The following is a 16,292-nucleotide window of genomic DNA, read 5'->3' as shown; positions in this document are numbered from 1 at the left end:
TGATTTATAAAAATTAGTATCATGACCGAGGAAATTAATTTCATCTTAGATAGCACTAAAGAATCGATGGTCGGTTCTATTGCACACCTTGAAAAATCATTTTTAAACATTCGTGCCGGAAAAGCATCTCCGCAAATGTTGGGTAGTGTTTTTGTTGATTATTATGGATCTCAAACACCGCTTTCGCAAGTAGCTAACGTAAATACTCCTGATGCGAGAACAATTACTGTTACGCCATGGGAAAAAAGCATGCTTCATCCTATCGAAAAAGCCATTATGATAGCAAATTTGGGCTTCAACCCAATGAACAATGGTGACAACATCATCATCAGCGTGCCACCATTAACGGAAGAACGCCGTAAAGATTTGGTAAAACAAGCTAAAGCAGAGGCAGAGGATGCTAAGGTTAGTATCCGAAACGCACGTAAAGATGCAAATACCGATATCAAAAAATTAGAAAAAGAAGGTACTTCGGAAGACATCTGCAAAACAGCGGAAGACGATGTTCAAAAACTTACCGATACTTTCATCAAAAAAATCGACGAACATTTGGCAATCAAAGAAGCCGAAATCATGAAAGTATAATTTATAAGTCCCGGTTTTTAATCGGGATTTTTTATTTCATACATTTACTTACCTTTATACCTTCAATCCGAAAGTTCGTCTGTACTTTGAAGCGATTTTTTCTCTTATTGTTTTTCCTTTTCAGCATTTTGGTCAATGCTCAGCATCCCGTTTCCGGTATTGTTCGCGGCAGCAATGACAAACCGCTCCCCTTTGCCACCATTCACCTGAACAACGGAAAAACCATCATTGTGGATGTCGACGGAAAATTCATCATTGAAAACACTTCCGATGTAGCCAGCTTCACCGTTTCTTATACCGGTTATTTATCGGAACAAATTCATCTAAAAGCCAATCAAAAATTTTATGAGATAAAATTGAAAGAGAAATCCCTGCAACTCGACGAACTTGTTATCGGCGAAAATCCGGCATTAGGAATTCTCCGAAAAACGATTGCAGCCAAAAAAAGCAATGACCCTGAGAAGAAACTCAACAGTTTTCAGTTTAAAATGTACAACAAACTGATTATTACAGCCAATCCGGATTCGATTGCAGGAAAAATTGATTCGATTTTCATTTATGAAAAAATCGGGGCCCGCTTCAAAAAACTGGATTCTTCCGATTTCAAACTCAAAAAAATCATTCAGAAACAACACCTTTATCAAACCGAAAAAGTTTCCGAAATCCAGTTTAACAAAAAACAGGGGCGCAAAGAAACCATTTTAGCCACCCGAATGGCGGGTTTTAAACAACCCATTTATGAATTCATCGGTTTACAGTTGCAATCCTTTTCCGTTTACGACGAAAAAATTACACTCTTCGAGACCAAATATGCCAATCCAATTGCGGATGATGCTCTGGACCATTACAATTATAAAATTCTGGACACCGTTTTTCTGGGCAACCGAAAGGCATACATGATTCACTTCAAGCATAAAAACCAGAAAAAGAAATCGAAAATTGAAGGGATATTGTACATCGACAAAGAAAGTTACGCCATCGCAAAATCGATATACCGTTTTAAAGGGATATTAGACATCAGTTCGACCAACTATTTCACTTATCACAAGGAAGAAGAAACCTGGTTTCCGGAAAAAAATGTTTTTAAAATAGTAAAAGGGTCTAACAAAGAAGATGTAAAAATCTTGGGCGAAACTATAAAATTCACTGACGAAGAAGATGAAGACACTCCGAAAAAACAAAGCAAATCGGGTTCAGATTATATTTATATCCTTTCTGAATCCAAAAATTTCGAAACCGAATTCAACAAACCGGTAACCATCAAACATCCTTATATCGCAATCGATATTAACGAAGAAGCTATTTCCAAAAATGAAAGTTACTGGACACCTTTCCGGAAAGACAGTCTTGATATCCGAAGCATAAAAACCTATTCTACCTTGGACAGCTTGGTTTCCAAAGAAGGCTATGAGCAAAAGATTAAAATCGGACGAAAAGTAATTAACGGATTTGTGCCTCTTGGCCCTGTTGATTTAGATTTGCGCCAATTGATCAAATACAACAACTATGAAGGTTTCCGTTTTGGGCTTGGCGGGGTGACCAACGATAATTTTTCAAAAATAGTTCGGCTGAACGGTTATGGCGCGTACGGACTAAAAGACGATAAGTTTAAATTCAGCATCGGGGAAGCAACCCGGATTGGCAATTTTTCCAGTACCTGGCTTGGTGGTTCTTATACTGATGACATACAGGAAATAGGTAGTACGATTTTTGAAACAGACCGAAAAAAATTCCGTCTCTACGACCCCAGGCCTTTCAACTTAACGACCTTTTACAGCCATAAAACCTGGAAGGCATATATAGAAACCCGATTCATTCCGAAGACAGAAAGCATTTGGCAATTTTCCCGTACGAACATCGACCCTAAATTCGACTATGCTTTTTATGCTAACGGAACCACATACACCGATTATACCATCTCGATGGCTTCCGTTTCATTGCAATGGAACCCTTTCAGCAGTTACATGCATACTCCTTCGGGAAGAATCGAATCGGAAAAAAGATTCCCAAAATTCACATTTCAAATCTCCAAAACCCTTCCCGGTGTATTTGGTAACGATTTAGATTTTGCCAAATTCGACTTTAAAACAGAAATCGAAAAACAGTATCTCGACGGTCAAAAAACCACCTTCCTCGTTCAGGCAGGTATTGCTGTCGGAGACATTCCTATAACGCATCTTTACAGTATTTCGCCAAACAGCATAAACCGTGACGCTGTTTTACAACGTATTAACTTTGCCGGCAAGAACAGTTTTGAAACCATGCGTTTCAACGAATTTTTCTCCAGCGAATACGTTGCACTTCACTTTAAACATGCTTTCCGAAAGGTAAAACTGTTTAAAAAAGTCAACCCAACTTTTGTTGCCGTGACGCGAATGGCCTTAGGAACCTCTAGAGAACAGGACAATCACCAGGGATTTGATTATAAAACACTGGAAGACGGTTACCTTGAATCTGGTTTGGAACTCAACAATATATTTATGGGATTGGGTTTATCCGGATTTTATCGCTACGGCGCGAACGGATTTCCTCAAATACATGACAATATCGCCATCAAGGTAAGTTATGTACTTGACCTTGGACTCTAATGCGTTGAGACAAATTTCAAACCTATAATTGAGGCTATCAGAGTCGTCAGGAAGAAAACACGCCAAAAATCAGAAGGCTCTTTAAAGATAAAAATACCAACTAATACTGTCCCCACTGCACCGATTCCTGTCCAAACAGCATAAGCCGTTCCGATGGGCAGCGTTTGAGTTGCTTTGTACAGCAATGTCATACTGATGGTTAAACAAACGAAAAAACCAATCATCCATAAGGTCGAAGCCGTTCCGGATGTTTCCTTTGCTTTTCCCAAACACGAAGCAAAACCTACTTCAAAAAAACCTGCAATAACCAATAGTATCCAGTTCATTTGTATTAAAATTAAGTTGGGCACAAAGATAGCGCCGAAACTGAATTCTTTAGCAAAAACTAAACTTTAAAAGATACATTTACTACTCCTTTTTACTACATTTGCAAGCATTTAATTTTTTATTTATTGAAAACTCAATTTTCAAGCAGAATTGAGCAAAAAACAATTTAGAAATGAAACATACTAAAGTTAAAGACCTGCTAAACAGCGCTTCTGGATTACATGAAGTAAAAGCAAAAGGTTGGGTTAGAACATTTAGAAACAATCAGTTTATCGCGTTGAACGATGGTTCAACTATCAATAATATTCAGTGTGTGGTTGATTTTGAAAACACACCTGAAGAAATTTTAAAAAGAATCACTACAGGCGCAGCTATTAGTGTGAAAGGACATTTGGCTGAAAGTCAAGGTGCCGGACAAAAAGTGGAAATCCAGGTTTCGGAAATCAAAATTTTAGGAGATTCCGATCCGGAAAAATTCCCGATGCAGCCTAAAAAACACTCTTTGGAATTCCTTAGAGAAAATGCGCATTTGAGAATCCGCACCAATATGTTCGGAGCGATCATGCGTGTGCGTTCTACATTAGCATTTGCCGTACACCAATATTTTCAGGAAAAAGGATTTTTCTATGTAAATACCCCTATCATCACAGGATCGGATGCAGAAGGTGCAGGTGAAATGTTCCGAGTAACCGCTTTACCTTTTGACGGGACACCTAGAACCGAAGAAGGAAATGTAAATTACAAGGAAGATTTCTTCGGAAGAGAGACCAACTTAACCGTATCAGGTCAGCTGGAAGGAGAAACGTACGCCATGGCTTTAGGTCAGATTTACACATTCGGACCAACTTTCCGTGCCGAAAACTCAAACACATCCCGTCACTTGGCGGAATTCTGGATGATTGAGCCGGAAGTTGCTTTCAACAACCTGGCAGACAACATGGATTTGGCGGAAGATTTCATCAAATACGTTATCAAATATACGGTTGATAAATGTGGTGATGACCTGAAATTCTTAGAACAGCGATTATTGGAGGAGGAAAAATCAAAACCACAGGCAGAACGCAGCGAAATGGCGTTGTTGGAAAAACTGAGTTTTGTAATGGACAATAACTTCAAACGTGTTTCATATACAGAAGCCATTGACATCCTGAAAAATTCAAAACCAAATAAGAATAAAAAATTCCAGTACCTGATTGACGAATGGGGTGCTGATTTACAAAGTGAGCACGAGCGTTTCTTAGTGGAGAAACACTTCAAATGTCCGGTGATTTTATTCGATTACCCGGCAAAAATCAAAGCGTTTTATATGCGCTTGAATGACAATACAGAACCTGGAAGAGATACCGTCCGCGCGATGGATATCCTATTCCCAGGAATCGGAGAAATCGTGGGTGGTTCTCAGAGAGAAGAGCGTTACGATGTGCTTTTAGAAAAAATGAAAGCCCTTGAAATAGACGAGAAAGAATTATACTGGTATTTGGATACACGTCGTTTCGGAAGTGCGGTTCACTCCGGATTCGGATTAGGCTTCGAGCGTTTAGTATTGTTCGTAACCGGTATGTCTAATATCCGTGATGTGATCCCGTTCCCAAGAACGCCGCAAAACGCAGAATTTTAATAAAATACTTTGTGGATTTGGTTATTCGTAAATTTAGAAAATAGAAATTTCGTAAATTTGATTGTTAGATTTTCACACTGACAAATAACCAAATCTGCGAATAACCGAATATCCATAAAATGCTCAAACAGAATCTACAGTTCAAGTTATCCCAAAAATTATCGCCTCAACAAATCCAATTGATGAAGCTGATTCAATTGCCTACGCAGGCTTTTGAACAACGCCTGAAAGAAGAATTGGTTGAAAATCCTGCTTTGGAATCCGGCAAGGAAGAATCTTTGGAAAACGAAGAATATGAAGCGGATAATGATTTTGAGGATTACGATGATTATGACAGTGAGAAAATCGATGCCAACGAAATCAACATCGATGAGTACCTAAGCAACGACGAAACCCCAGATTACAAACTTCAGGCAAACAACTATAGCGATGACGATGAAGAGCGCAGCCTTCCTATTGCAGCTCCCATCAGTTTTCATCAGGACCTTATCAATCAATTAAATACGTTTATCCTGACAGAAGAAGAGCGTGAAATCGCAGAATTTCTCGTAGGAAGCATAGACGACATAGGTTACATCCGAAGAAGCGTACAGGACATTGTAGACGATATGGCCTTCACACAAGGTATTTATACCGACGAGAAAAATGTGGAGAGAATCCTGAACATAATTCATCAACTGGAGCCGGCAGGTGTAGGAGCAAGAGATTTACAAGAATGCCTTTTACTTCAACTCCGTCATAAAACCCCGACGGATCCTGTAAGTTTAGCCATAGCAATAATCGAACAGCAGTTTGAAGCGTTCACGAAAAAACATTACGATAAATTACTTCAGAAATTTGATGTTTCCCAGGAACAATTGCGTAAAGCGATAGACGAAATCGAAAAACTGAACCCTAAACCGGGAGGCTCTTTCGAAAGCAGTTCCAAGACCATCGAACATGTGGTTCCTGATTTCACAATACGCTTGATTGACGGTGATTTACAACTCTCCATCAACGGAAGAAATGCTCCGGAATTGCACGTATCCAAAGACTATCAGGAAATGCTGCAAACCTATAAGGATTCAAGAGAAAAATCGAATTCCCAAAAAGATGCCGTGCAGTTCATCAAACAAAAACTCGATTCTGCCAAATGGTTTATTGACGCCATTAAACAACGAAACGAGACGCTTTTGGTTACGATGAATGCCATCATGCATTATCAGCAGGAATATTTTATTGATGGAGACGAATCAAAGTTGAAACCAATGATCCTAAAGGACATTGCTGATATGGTAGGCCTTGACATTTCAACTATTTCCCGTGTTGCAAATAGCAAGTATGTGGAAACACCTTACGGAACTAAACTGATTAAAGAATTCTTCTCCGAAGCCATGAAAAACGATCAGGGTGAGGATGTTTCTACTATAGAAATCAAAAAGATCCTGAAAACAGTTATCGAAGAAGAAGATAAAAAGAAACCGCTCCCGGATGATAAATTAGCCGAAATCCTAAAAGAAAAAGGCTATCCGATTGCCCGAAGAACGATTGCAAAATACCGCGAGCTGATGGACATACCCGTGGCGCGCATGAGAAAAAAAATATAAAAACAATGGATCCAAAAAAGATACTCCCTTTTTTTTCCTATCTTTTTCATCCGTTGTTCATTTCGGTATATGCCGCTTTGTTTTATTTTTTTGTAACCCGCTCTTTTTTCTATCCCTACGAGATCTTTCTGATCTTGTTCCAGATTTCAATTTTGACGGTGTTTTTGCCCATTTCTATGTATTTCCTCTTAAAGTCATTAGGACTGGCAAAATCAAGCATTATGCTGCACGAAAAAAAGGAGCGACGTCTGCCATTGGCGTTTCAGGCCATGTTTTTTCTTATTCTGACACAACACAGTTTTTCCACTGTTGTAGTTCCGGAATTGTACTATTTCTTTTTGGGAGCCCTGATCAGCACACTCTTAACACTGCTCCTTATCGTATTTCATTTTAAAGCCAGCATTCACATGATTGGGATTACAGGCATGACACTTTTTATCATCGGTATTTCCATTCATTACGGAATCCCTTTAGTAAGTTTAGTATCCTTTTTTATTATTTCAATCGGATTGGTAGCTTCTTCCCGCTTGTATATGCAGGCTCATTCGATGAAGGAATTATTGGTCGGTATTGTCGTGGGTGCAATCCCTCAATTAAGCCTTTGGTATTTTTGGCTATAGAATATAGAACATGAACCCAAAATTAAGGTCGGCAAGTTTGGATCCGGATTTAAAAATCGGGTTTAGACCATAATACACATGAAGGTTCCAGGTATTATAGCCTGCAGAAACGTAAGTCCCATATTGCCATTTGTTGACATTATCAATAACATCTGCGGTAAAACCTCCATAGCTTTCGGAATCCAGTTCTATTTTGGTACCTAAAATATAACGCGCCTTGAATCCGGTATAAACCCTCCAGAACTTATGACTTTTTACAGGGGCATTTCTCCAACGGATTTCTAACGGAAGTTCAATGCTGTGGGTAATGATTCGGGTTTCTATATTTTCCGGAATAGCAGGTTGATTTTCCAAAAAAAGGTCATCAGTGCTAATAAACTGCTTAATATTGGTATAACAATACCCTACACCGGGAGCAAGTGCCCAATGACGGTTTTTTGAAACCGGAAAATCTCTTAGAAATCCACCTGTAAAACAAGGTGAAAATGAAAACTGCTTGAATCCCTCGGGGCTTTTCTGAACCAAGTTATAACTTATCGAAAAATAAAACTGATCTTCCCTGAAAAGCGAATCGGTTACTTTTATAGTTTCGTTTTTAGCTGCGTCACCTTCATCCTTTTGTGAAAAAACATGAAATGGCGCAACTACAAAAAAAGCCAACAATAAAAATCTCGTCATACCGTATTATTTTCCGCACTAAGGTAACTAAAAAAAGGCAATCCTAAGATTGCCTTTTTACATTTTGCAGAGAGGAAGGGATTTTAACCCATTCCAAAAACCCTGCTATATTGCGGTCTTACCTATAAATAATTTCAAGTGCACTAAATTGTGCACTAATATTTTTGTTTCAATTTGTATTAAGAACTGATTAATACAAAAATAATCAATCCTGACTCAAATTCCTACTTATACAAGGCTAATTTTTAAACTAGTGTTAGATAAAATGCCTTGGAAAATCATACAATTAATTCTTTCACTTGTTCAAAATTCAATCCAGTATAATTACAAAATTCTGTTACACTTATTAAGTGATTTTTAGGCTTATTAAGTGATTCTTTAATTTGCAGAAGCATTCTTGTGCTTTGGCGATAACTCTTCCCTGTAATACGCTGTATGTCCTTCGGGTAGATACATATCCTGGTTAATTCCTTACTCATAATATAAATAAATATTAATACATTATCTATGCCTTTGACTTGCCTTTGGTATCCTTTATCACTGTATAAAATTATTCAAAAAAATGATTTTTTGAGAGAGGTCATTTAAAGTGTAGTTAAGACAAATGAATTGCTTTTGGACGTATGGCACTCCCCTACTTCAAATCTTTTCAAAATTCAGCTCAAATTTGCTTCATAATCAATCGGGAAATGTTGCAACGCGATGATGATTGAATGAGTGTGAAACTATTTATTGAATTAAATTATTGAAGTTATGGCAAGACAAAAAGGCATAATTAAATTGAAAGGTACTATCGGGGATATTACCTTTTACAAAACACAGGACGGGCATTTGGCTCGTGAGAAAGGCGGAATCGATGCGAGCAGAATTGCGAGCGATCCTGCTTTCCAGAGAACCCGTGAAAACGGCTCGGAGTTTGGAAGGGCCGGTAAGGCCGGTAAGGTTTTAAGAACGGCCTTACGAACATTGTTGCTGAATTCTGCTGACAGCAGAATGGTAAGCCGTTTAACGCAAACCATGGTGAAGGTTATCCAGGCTGACACGGTTTCCGACCGTGGTTTACGAAACGTAATCGATGGGGAAATTGAGCTTGTTTTGGGCTTTGATTTCAATATTCGCGGAAAACTTGGTACGAGTTTGTTTGCACCTTATACCTCAACGATTGATCGTACTGCAGGTACGTTAGTTGTAAACATTCCGTCATTCATCCCGGGGAACATGATTGCAGCTCCCACTGGAACAACGCATTTCAAAGTAATTTCCGGTGGTTCGGAAATTGATTTTGAAAATGAAACATTTGTGATGGAGACAACCGAAACCGCAATTCTGCCTTGGGACACTACTGCTACGGCTGTAATCAACCTCAGCAATGCGGTAACGGCTAACTCAACTCATCCGCTTGTTTTGGCTTTGGGAATTGAGTTTTACCAACAGATGAACGGACAAATGTACCCACTTAAAAACGGTGCATACAACCCGTTGTCGATTGTGAATGTGGACGGAGGCGTTTAATCTTTAAAAAGGAAAGGAGTTTAAAATGAATGTAGTAGAAAGAGCAAAAGCCCCTACCCCGAAGTTTTTCAGGGTTTTGAGAACGGTTGGATTGGCCTTACTGGCTGTCGGTGGTAGTATTGCAGCTGCCCCGGTGGCACTGCCGGCGGTAGTGGTAACAGTGGCCAGTTATGCGGCAGTAGCCGGAGGCGTACTGTCGGCAGTTAGTCAGGTTACGGTGGACGAAGATGCGAAACTCGAAAAAGAGATTGTAAAAAGTCTACAGGAAGAAAATAAGAACTTACCTCGTGATGGAATCAAATAATTCCATTCCGGCTGGAACTGCTGCAGGAACCTTTTTAAGCATCGTGCCGAACATCACCTCCGAAGATGTGATAAAAACTATTATATTAGCGGTGGTCGGAGCGATTGTAAGTTTTTCGGTTTCGACGGTCTTAAAAAAGCTCATAAAGTCCAAAAATAAATAGTCCGGTTTTGATTGGTAACCTTTTCCGGATATTAAGAAAGCCTAGTCGTCAGACCAGGCTTTTTTTTATTTTCCTAATTTCTTTCAATATGAATTTTTAGCCGAATTAAGATAAATGATTAACTTTATGAAAAACCATAGTATTCGATATGGAAAATAAATATAATCTGGCCATCTTACCTTCTGAATCCCTTATAGAATTAATGAAGGGCATGAAGGATGAATTAGCACTCCAAGTAGGTCGCTTTTCAAGTAAAAATTCGGTAGGACATATTACAATCTGCAATTTCAAAGCCAATGATGAAGAATTGGTAAGTATAAAAAATAAATTGCAGCATTTGAGTAATTCAGTTGAACCTTTCGAAGTTCGCTTAAACGGATATGGTACTTTCCCCAACGGTGCTTTTTTTATATCGACTGACGAAAATTCCAAAGAGAAATTGGTCCCTATAATGATCCAATTTCAAGAGTCATTATACCCCAGGGAATTACAAATAAGTACTGATCCTCATCTGTCGATAGCCAGAAGATTATCTCCGCAAAAACTTGAAACAGCCAAGCAATTATTTACCGAAATCAATGAGACTTTTTTGTGTGATAGCGTTGTACTTCGAAAATTTGATACTAAAATAAGACAGTATTTTGTATCAGATACCTTTACATTTAGAAGCAACCACAATACTTAAATCAACCTAAGAGGCACTATATTTTAACCCTTTTGTTATTTTTTCCATATTGTATTATTATATGGTTTTCAAAACAGGACTATTGTAGATTGAAATGATTATCCTTTTTATTTGCTGGAATACCGATACAAAATAACTCTTCTTAAATTGTTAATTAAATTTATGTTTTCATTGAATTGCTTTTCTTTCAATTCCAAAAGTTTGAGTGCTTGTATATCTTTTTGGTGCTGCTCGTGGTCCTGAACTAAACGTGTGACTTTTGGAAAAAACTCTTTTTTAAAATCGTATAGGTTAATAAAGGGAATCACTGAATTGCGAAGGTACATATGCCAAAACTTTGACTACCATAAGCTGAACGCTATCCAATATACTGTTTCGCAATCTTCTTCGTTTGAAAAGATAATTACAAAACTGTTGGTAAATGGTTCTTTCTGCGGCTTTCCGCTGTTCATCCCTTTGTTTAGTATAAATAAATGAGGTTTGGCGTAAATTGTGTCCTTTCTGTGTGTTTTAATAATGTAGTTTGTCATGGCTATAAATTTTAAAAAGTTGTTAATCGGATATCCCGTATTTTTCCTTTTCACCATTTTTCTAACATCATTTTTTGAAAGAAAAAAAGAAAAAAAAGAAAGTGATATCTCTAGTGGAGGTTTCAGAAAAATCAAGTTTTTTAAAAGAAATACTACCCGGGTATTATTACCGAAATTGTTATGAAATATTGACTTGATTATTGCAGATTCGCCAATTAAAGAGATAAAGGAGGGTGGAGATTTCTTTTAAAACCGAAGGCTTGAACTTTATTTTTCTGAAACCGGAGCTTACCTTTACTTTCTTTTTATTTGTTTTTTCAAGCTGAACGTTCTTATGAAAGAACACCCCCAAGCACCGCAGCAAAAAATAATTGGAGTGATAACGGAGATTATTTTTTGTGAGGAGCGCAGTGGCGGTGTTGCGGCTCCGAACAGTTACCCCAGGGCGGGAATGGAACGGAGCTTTAGCGGAGTGGAGAGAAGCACTGGGAGCGTGAAACGGCGGGGACACAATAAAATTGCCGCTTGCGGTTACCTTGATTTAGGGCACAGTGAGGTTTTTCACCGAACGGAGCCACCCCGATAACTGGGCGGTTTAGCAACCGCTGAAACAACAAGGAGCGGCAGCTGTACTACTACTTTATGGAGTGTAACGGAATAAAGTTGTAGTGCAGATGGAGTAGCGACTACGAACGCAGGGGAGTGACCGTGTGGAGAGGAGGACAAAGCAGCGCAAAAAAATAGGTGCTTATTTTCAAGCTCCTATTTTTTGGTGATGATTTGTGAATTGCGGAACGGAGGTACGACTGGAGCAACCGACCGGAACAAAGGGCACGGACTGGAGAGAGACCGCTTTTTTGCCCGTGTCTTTTTATTGGACTTTCTTATGAAAACCTATCAGTGGATTTCTTAATTTTATTGTATGGAACTCATTTTTGAAGATATTGCCATCATTGTTAAAGCAGATGAACTTGATGTACCTAAAGGTTTGTCGGAGGAAAATTTGTTTTTATTTCTAAAACCTCAGATTAGTAATTTATTGGAAAAGGGAAATATGAACTTAATATATATTGGAATGGCACCCGATAACACAGCTGATGGAAATGATGAATTATTATACGATGGGCAGCTAGTTAGAATAATTTGCAATGAAAAATATCTTGGTATAAAACTGAATAATTCTGAAGATGAAATTATTGGAGCATTCCTAGATTTAATTTCAAATTACAGCCCATTTTGGACTACTATTATTAAAGAACGAGGCTTCATAAAGAAAGAAATAACAATCGATTTATTATATCGTAATCCTTTTACATTAGAATAATTAGAAAGCAGCATCTAAGTTTTTGGCGACTAAATTTACCTGATAGGGATATTCAAAATCGTGAATAGGGGCGTGTTCCAACCATTTAACCTCATCTTCCCTTTTTAAAATTACCGGCATTCTTTTTTTGGTATTGTGAATTTCGGCCATTAGAGGGTTGGCTTCTGTTGTTAAAATGGCGTAAGTGTTTCTTATTTCTCCTGTAGTTTTATCTTTCCATTGAGAATAAATACCAGCGAAAGCAAACAAGTCATCGTTTCCGATTCCAATTTCGTACTTGTTCTTTGTTTTTCCTTTTGGATCCAACCACTGCCATTCATAGAAACCATTTGCAATAACCAAACAACGTTTGTTTTCAGAATCCCGGAAAGATGGTTTTTCCTCAATTGTTTCAATCCTGGCATTCAAGGTCATTTTGCGAATTTCTTCGTCTTTGGCCCATGCAGGTATTAAACCCCAATTGAAGTGTGTTATTATTTCAGGATGTTTGTCAATTATAACAGGTGTTTTAGAATAGGAAAAACCATTTATACTTTCCTGAGGTTGAAATTCTGTTGGATTATCAATTTTGGCATTGAAACGGTTTTCTACTTCAAGTGCCAATTTGGTTTGTTTTGAATGGAAGCACATAAAATTTTTATTATTGAAGTGAATTGATTTTTTAAACGGTATAATTTATAGGAAGTTTACAATAGTAAATTCGTTTATTTTGTTTTGTATAGGCGGGCACTTTATTTACTGATGTTTACAAATAAACCGTAAAGTTTAAAAGAAAAAGTGGATAAATAGTAGAGGAGTACTAATTTAAACTCTTACCGTTACCTACCCAACAAATCTTTAACAAAACCACTGTTTTATGCAGTGATATTAGTTACCTTTTAAATTTGTTTCATCAAAATAAAGAAAATACAACGAAGTAATATTCCGAATATTTACAAAAAATATGTGTAATATTAGAAATATATCCATTGCTTTAAGAATTAGTACTGTATTACTATTAAAAAAATAACGCCAATGAATTAAATATCCAATTGTATTTAAAATTATAGTTATTAAACAAATTAAAATTGAATAACTAATAAGGATATATAATTTTCTGAAAAAGCTAACTTCTAAACCATCTACAATTATACCCGTTTTTTTTTCTTTTAGTTTTATAGTTGTTTCATTATTTGTTGTGGTTAAAATAGTTATTGCTGTAACACTAAAACCTGCTAAAATTCCTAATACTGTTATGGTATTAATGACAAAATCATTATCAAACCTTAATAAATTATTATTTAATAAAATTGATAAAATAAAAGTAACAACAAAAGGAATAATGAAATCAAAGATTACATTATTCTTCAAGGTTAAGAGATAGTCGTTAATTAATATTAAATAGCTTTTGTACATTATAAATTATTTATAGCAATTTAAGCAATTCTCTTTTTATACTATCGGAGATTAACGAAGCAGTTGTTGGATCTATGTCTATAGTGACAAATGTTGATTTTTGAATTTTATTTAAATAAAATTGACTCAGGTTGCCATTATGGTCTTTTCCTTCAACCCAAATTTTATCAATTTTAGTGTTATAAACTAAACGTTGTCTTACGTCTGAAAGCAAATCTCTTATATCTTGACCTTTCTGAGCTCTAATATCAATAATTAAATCTTCCCTGGCTTGTAAAGTTCTGTTTGCTAAGTTTAGCGAATCTTCACCTAAAATAGATTTATCAATAAAAATTTTTGTTTTCGTAACTCTATCTAGACGAGCTATCATAGTGTCTTCAGTTGATATTACGGCTCCTTCTACTAAATTAAATTCTTTCGATTCTCCTTTTGAATTTAAATATTTTTGCATGAATTTATCAAGATAATTTTTGAGATTTAACGATTTGATACCTCTTCCTGCGTTCTGCATTATCAAATCAATATCACCATTACTTTTAAATCCCAAAAGGAAATAGTTTTCCTGTTCTTCACCTTCTTCAATCCTTTTTGGATTTGGTCTTTTGGTGTTGCTTCTACTGTCTTTTAAATTTCGTCTGCTTCCAAAATTTCCTGTACTCATCATACCAAAGTATACATTTGGATGATTTTCAATATTTCTAAGACTAATTTTTTCTAATATATCTAATGATGTGAATTTGGTTTCTGTTAGATTGAATATTTTTTCTTTGTCATCAAGTTTATTAAACCACTTCATAAATGCTTCAAAATCAAAATCGTTATAAATTAAATCAGCGGAATTGTTTTTGTAGAATTTTAGAACATGAAATGTAATTTTTCTGCTTGTCATATAATTATTTTTACGTTTTGTTTTGGATTTATTGTATGCAACGTCCCGCTGGCCTTTTGACAGGGGAGATTTTTGTTTCTTTAGTATGTTTTATCACCGGGTATTTTATTTTTTTAGATACGGTAGAATTGTTTTTAATACAGTGTCTAATCCTGAAACTGAAATTTCATCGTCTTTTTGGTTAATTTCATCATCGACATGATTAGAATTATTACCAAAATATTTAGCAACTAATTTTTCTTTAACTTCATGTTTTTTATTTTCTGGTAACAACTCAATAAAAGGATTAATCGCAGTTAATTCAAGTTCAGCTTTGCGATTTATTATTTCTAACTTTCTATGTTTACTAGATTCTCTTGCTGCATAAGTTGCCGGATATGATAAAGCAGCAGCAGCTATAATCCTTATCAAAGATTTAGTCCAATCAAAATTAGCACTGCTAATATCCCAAATTGTAAAAATTAGTAATCCTGAAAGGAGAAGCATTAAAACTATTGCAAGTACTCTAAATGTATTTGCTGTTGATTTATTTTCATTTGCGAATTTGTGATAATTACCAGTTACTGAGATATCTCCAATAACTCCAACAATTTTTTTAGCTTCTTGAAGTTTGGAGTTTAGATCTTCAATTAGTATTTCTGTATTTGAACTTATTTCCCCTTTTGTAGTGTTGACCTCGTTAATTAATGATTGTTTCAAATTGTCAAATTCAATTCTAAATGCATTTCTATCATTTTCATAGTTCTGATTGGAAGTTGATTTAATATTTAAAAAATCAGTTTGAAAAGTCGAATTAAGATTTTGTATTTCTGACTCTTTTTGAGAAAGTTTAGTATTTATATTGTTTAGTTCATTGAGGTTATTGCTTATTTCGATTTTAAATCCTTCAATAGTTTCTTTTAACTTCTTATTTTCTGTTTCTATTTCTTTATATTTTTCTTGCACGACTTTTTCAAAATTTGAAATATTTTTTGAAAAATTAAAATCATTCTTAGAAAAAGGTAAAGGAAGGTTTCTTACTCTTGAGATAGCACTATGTAGATTGTTTATTGCATTGTTAATATGTCCTACATTTTTATTTCCAATAAATGCGTTTATTTGTGAAAGGGAACTTTCGATTTCAACTGAAATTTGTGATAGTTCAGATTCTTGTACAATTATAGGAATAGTTAATTTGAGTCTATCACGCAGATAATTCTCTGAAGTTTCAAAAAAATGAATAGTGTCAGCATCCATTAATTCACGAACTCCTTTCTCATTTATTCTATTTTTTAGCTGTTCAAGTTTATCAAAAACTTGGTGATTCTCAAATTCGATTGATGTCATATTTGTCGTATAATATTGTTCATAATACAGAAAAATAAGCTTTTCATTATTCAAAGATGTTTTTGAATAATTCAAACTATTTTGTATTGATTTTCTGTATTGCTAAGGTATTTAAATGTAATAAAATATATCAAATTAGTTATTGACAATACTTCGTAGTAA

The 16,292-nt window shown here is 35.9% G+C and carries 16 protein-coding genes and 1 pseudogene; 10 read left to right on the top strand and 7 right to left on the bottom strand.

The annotated features are described in order from the left end of the window. Window positions 1-21: 21 nt before the first annotated feature. Together frr and LZF87_RS04685 are read left to right on the top strand one after the other, a co-directional pair. Window positions 22-585 carry a ribosome recycling factor gene (gene frr / locus LZF87_RS04690; protein WP_244342133.1) on the top strand — a complete coding sequence of 188 codons (564 nt, stop codon included), beginning with the start codon at window positions 22-24 and terminating at the stop codon, window positions 583-585. 86 nt (window positions 586-671) lie between these two features. Next, window positions 672-3,173, top strand: a complete 2,502-nt coding sequence (locus LZF87_RS04685) for a DUF5686 family protein (protein ID WP_244342131.1) — start codon at window positions 672-674, stop codon at window positions 3,171-3,173. Here the strand turns inward: LZF87_RS04685 and LZF87_RS04680 are convergent. After that, window positions 3,170-3,499, bottom strand: a complete 330-nt coding sequence (locus LZF87_RS04680) for a DMT family transporter (RefSeq protein WP_244342129.1) — start codon at window positions 3,497-3,499, stop codon at window positions 3,170-3,172. The genes LZF87_RS04685 and LZF87_RS04680 overlap by 4 nt on opposite strands. Window positions 3,500-3,672: 173 nt before the next feature. On the opposite strand from LZF87_RS04680, the gene asnS reads away from it, so the two are divergent. The 3 genes from asnS (at window position 3,673) to LZF87_RS04665 (ending at window position 7,324) form a co-directional block, all read left to right on the top strand. Then, complete coding sequence (asnS, locus tag LZF87_RS04675) at window positions 3,673-5,118, top strand: asparagine--tRNA ligase (RefSeq protein WP_244342127.1); 1,446 nt, start codon at window positions 3,673-3,675, stop codon at window positions 5,116-5,118. 119 nt (window positions 5,119-5,237) lie between these two features. Then, window positions 5,238-6,704: an RNA polymerase factor sigma-54 gene (rpoN, locus tag LZF87_RS04670; RefSeq protein WP_244342125.1), complete on the top strand. Its 1,467-nt coding sequence runs from the start codon at window positions 5,238-5,240 to the stop codon at window positions 6,702-6,704. Between the two features lie 221 nt (window positions 6,705-6,925). Further along, window positions 6,926-7,324 (top strand): hypothetical protein, encoded by a 399-nt coding sequence (locus LZF87_RS04665; RefSeq protein ID WP_244342123.1) that lies wholly within the window; start codon window positions 6,926-6,928, stop codon window positions 7,322-7,324. On the opposite strand, the gene LZF87_RS04660 is transcribed toward LZF87_RS04665, so the two are convergent. Further along, window positions 7,319-8,002, bottom strand: coding sequence for a porin family protein (locus tag LZF87_RS04660; protein ID WP_244342111.1), 684 nt, complete (start codon window positions 8,000-8,002; stop codon window positions 7,319-7,321). The two genes, LZF87_RS04665 and LZF87_RS04660, sit on opposite strands and share 6 nt — an antisense overlap. 753 nt (window positions 8,003-8,755) lie before the next feature. Between LZF87_RS04660 and LZF87_RS04655 the strand changes: the two genes are divergently transcribed. From LZF87_RS04655 to LZF87_RS04640, 4 genes are all read left to right on the top strand, one after another. After that, window positions 8,756-9,514: a hypothetical protein gene (locus tag LZF87_RS04655; RefSeq protein ID WP_244342109.1), complete on the top strand. Its 759-nt coding sequence runs from the start codon at window positions 8,756-8,758 to the stop codon at window positions 9,512-9,514. 25 nt (window positions 9,515-9,539) lie between these two features. Further along, window positions 9,540-9,818 carry a hypothetical protein gene (locus LZF87_RS04650; protein WP_244342107.1) on the top strand — a complete coding sequence of 93 codons (279 nt, stop codon included), beginning with the start codon at window positions 9,540-9,542 and terminating at the stop codon, window positions 9,816-9,818. Then, a complete protein-coding gene (locus LZF87_RS04645) occupies window positions 9,805-9,981 on the top strand; it encodes a hypothetical protein (RefSeq protein WP_244342105.1) in 177 nt (58 codons plus the stop codon). The genes LZF87_RS04650 and LZF87_RS04645 overlap by 14 nt, the downstream gene beginning before the upstream one ends. Before the next feature lie 148 nt (window positions 9,982-10,129). Then, a complete protein-coding gene (locus LZF87_RS04640; protein ID WP_244342103.1) occupies window positions 10,130-10,666 on the top strand; it encodes a 2'-5' RNA ligase family protein in 537 nt (178 codons plus the stop codon). 107 nt (window positions 10,667-10,773) lie between these two features. Here the strand turns inward: LZF87_RS04640 and LZF87_RS14770 are convergent. Beyond that, window positions 10,774-11,196: pseudogene (locus tag LZF87_RS14770) on the bottom strand (DUF6943 family protein). Window positions 11,197-12,118: 922 nt separating this feature from the next. Between LZF87_RS14770 and LZF87_RS04630 the strand changes: the two are divergent. Then, window positions 12,119-12,520, top strand: coding sequence for a hypothetical protein (locus tag LZF87_RS04630; RefSeq protein WP_244342099.1), 402 nt, complete (start codon window positions 12,119-12,121; stop codon window positions 12,518-12,520). On the opposite strand, the gene LZF87_RS04625 is transcribed toward LZF87_RS04630, so the two are convergent. The 4 genes from LZF87_RS04625 to LZF87_RS04610 form a co-directional block, all read right to left on the bottom strand. Next, complete coding sequence (locus tag LZF87_RS04625; protein ID WP_262917905.1) at window positions 12,521-13,150, bottom strand: SOS response-associated peptidase; 630 nt, start codon at window positions 13,148-13,150, stop codon at window positions 12,521-12,523. 237 nt (window positions 13,151-13,387) lie between these two features. Next, on the bottom strand, window positions 13,388-13,870 hold the full coding sequence (locus LZF87_RS04620) for a hypothetical protein (protein WP_244342094.1): 483 nt from the start codon (window positions 13,868-13,870) through the stop codon (window positions 13,388-13,390). A gap of 55 nt (window positions 13,871-13,925) precedes the next feature. Continuing rightward, window positions 13,926-14,804 (bottom strand): hypothetical protein, encoded by an 879-nt coding sequence (locus LZF87_RS04615; RefSeq protein ID WP_244342090.1) that lies wholly within the window; start codon window positions 14,802-14,804, stop codon window positions 13,926-13,928. A 105-nt stretch (window positions 14,805-14,909) separates the two neighbouring features. Beyond that, complete coding sequence (locus LZF87_RS04610) at window positions 14,910-16,130, bottom strand: hypothetical protein (protein WP_244342088.1); 1,221 nt, start codon at window positions 16,128-16,130, stop codon at window positions 14,910-14,912. Window positions 16,131-16,292: the final 162 nt, after the last annotated feature.

The sequence above is a fragment of the Flavobacterium enshiense genome (assembly GCF_022836875.1).
Taxonomy (GTDB): Bacteria; Bacteroidota; Bacteroidia; order Flavobacteriales; family Flavobacteriaceae; genus Flavobacterium; species Flavobacterium enshiense_A.
Note: the sequence above shows the minus strand (reverse complement) of the source record. Positions and strands in the feature narration are given on the sequence as shown.